At 62.2% G+C, this 1,999-nt stretch carries 2 protein-coding genes; one reads left to right on the forward strand and one right to left on the reverse strand.

Annotated features, from left to right (window positions below):
* Positions 1–137: 137 nt before the first annotated feature.
* Positions 138–1,616 (reverse strand): group II intron reverse transcriptase/maturase, encoded by a 1,479-nt coding sequence (gene ltrA / locus ACT53T_RS24185; RefSeq protein ID WP_476163206.1) that lies wholly within the window; start codon positions 1,614–1,616, stop codon positions 138–140.
* A gap of 197 nt (positions 1,617–1,813) precedes the next feature.
* Between ltrA and ACT53T_RS24190 the strand changes: the two genes are divergently transcribed.
* Positions 1,814–1,999, forward strand: a 186-nt coding sequence (locus tag ACT53T_RS24190) for a hypothetical protein (RefSeq protein WP_476163207.1), incomplete at its 3' end; no start/stop codon positions are given.

The raw sequence follows: 1,999 nt of genomic DNA on the forward strand, positions 1-1,999 counted from the left end.
TTTCCTCAGATTGCGCGCCAGCGTCTCTCGCATTTCCATGACGAGAACCAGCCAGCTTGAAGAGATCGCGGTAGGGACGCTCATTGCTGAGCGCCCCCCGCCCAGATCCGTACTCGCAGAATTCCCGCATACGGCTCCTACCTCGGGTGGTTGACGGCGAAACGTACCTGTGGCCACGGATGAAGGATTCTCGGCCTCGGGAGCCATTCGTCGGCGATTTTCCGCATCCGTTCCCACGTGAGCTCGCCCCTTTGGCTACGCCGTGAAAGCGAACGTCGCCAACGCCTCGTCACTTGGTCGCGGAACATCTGAAGCGCTCGAAAATTCGTCGGCACTGCATGATAGGCGAGCCAGCCGGAGAGGACTTGCCACAGCCGTTTCCCCTGTTCGGCGATCGGCAGATGCATCATCCTCCGCAGCTCCCCTTTGATTTCCGCGAGCTTGGCTCTCATGCGGTCGGCGCGCGACTTCCTCAAAACGAGGAAGCGTCCGGCGCGCGTTTTCCCGCAGATGATCGTGAAGCCCAGAAAATCGAAGGTTTCCGGCTTGCTCTGGCCGCGCCTCTCCCGGATTTGTGCCGCGAAGCGGCCGAACTCGATGAGGCGCGTCTTTTCCTCATGCAGCGACAGCGAAAACTCCCGCAGCCGTTCGCGCATCGCGTTCCAGAACGCCTCGGCGTCGCTCTCGTACTGAAAGCCGACGACGATGTCGTCCGCGTATCGCACGAGGATCACGTCGCCTTTCGCCGCCCGCTGTCGCCAACGGCGCGCCCAGAGATCGAATACGTAATGCAGGTAGACGTTCGCGAGCAGAGGCGATATCACGGCGCCCTGCCCGGTCCCCTTTTCCTCCACGACGACGATCCCTTCGTCCAGGACACCCGCCTTCAACCATTTCTGGATCAGGCGGACGATGCGCGTGTCGCCAATCCGGTGCTCGACGAAGCGGACCAGCCATTCCTGACTGACTTCGTTGAAGAACGCTCGGATGTCGGCGTCCAGTATCCAGCTCACCTTCCTGCTGTTGATTCCGACGATCAGCGCATCCAGCGCAGCATGCTGGCTTCGCTTCGGCCGAAACCCATACGAGAACCCGAGGAAGTCTTCCTCGTAGATCGCGTTCAGCACCATCGTCACCGCTCTCTGGACGATCTTGTCCTCCAGCGCGGCGACCGCGAGCGGTCGTTTCGCGCCGTCCGACTTCGGAATGAACCGGCGTCGTGACGGCAGCGCCCGATACGCTCCGCTCTGCACCCTCCCATGAAGCTCCTCGATCCGGCGATCGAGGTCCTTCTCGTAGGTTTCCCATGTCATCCCGTCGACGCCGGGGGCTGCGTTGCGCGCGAGCGCATAGAACGCCGTCCGCAGCATGGGCGGGTCGATGTGGTGCAGGAGCGAGGTGAACTTCTCCTTCTTCCTTTCCTTGGCCGCTTGCCGTATGCGACCCAGCGCCTGTGACACGCTTTCCCGGTCCTGCGCCCGGCGCGTGCTTTGCTGGGTTGCATTTCCCTTGGTCTCCGCCCTTGGCTCCACCGGCTCCGCAGCGGGTCGTCCCGCCTTGTTCGTCGGCTTCTCGGCTACTATGGCGGAGTCAGACTTCTCGCCTTCGTGCATCATCGGCTACGGCTCCTCACCTTCCCGATGCGGACCTGCGGCGTCCTCCCGCGGGTCGAAGACGAGACCTCCCGGTTCCCGCGCAAGGAGCTTCCGCACATGCCAGGGTCTTCGACCACGCCGGACCCTCGAAGCGCTCGCGATGACGCGCTCGAAGTCTTGCCTTCCACGTAAATAACCGCGTCGGCGTCCGGGATTTCGTGATTTTCGAGGCTCAATGGCTGGCCTATGCGCTCCCCTGCCGACGCTTCGCCGATATCCTCACGGATATCGCCGCACGGCTCGGGGCCGATGTGGTTCGCTACACCTTCATCGTATCGGACTTGCACCGACTACTCCTTGCCGGTCTCCCGGCGCTCTATTTATCTACGGAGTATACTCTACAA

It is taken from the genome of Methylosinus sp. DMC45 (assembly GCF_056313885.1).

Bases quoted from the DNA above. Each gene is read 5' to 3' on its own strand.
- ltrA (WP_476163206.1), bottom strand. From the start codon at position 1,616: ATGATGCACGAAGGCGAGAAGTCTGACTCCGCCATAGTAGCCGAGAAG.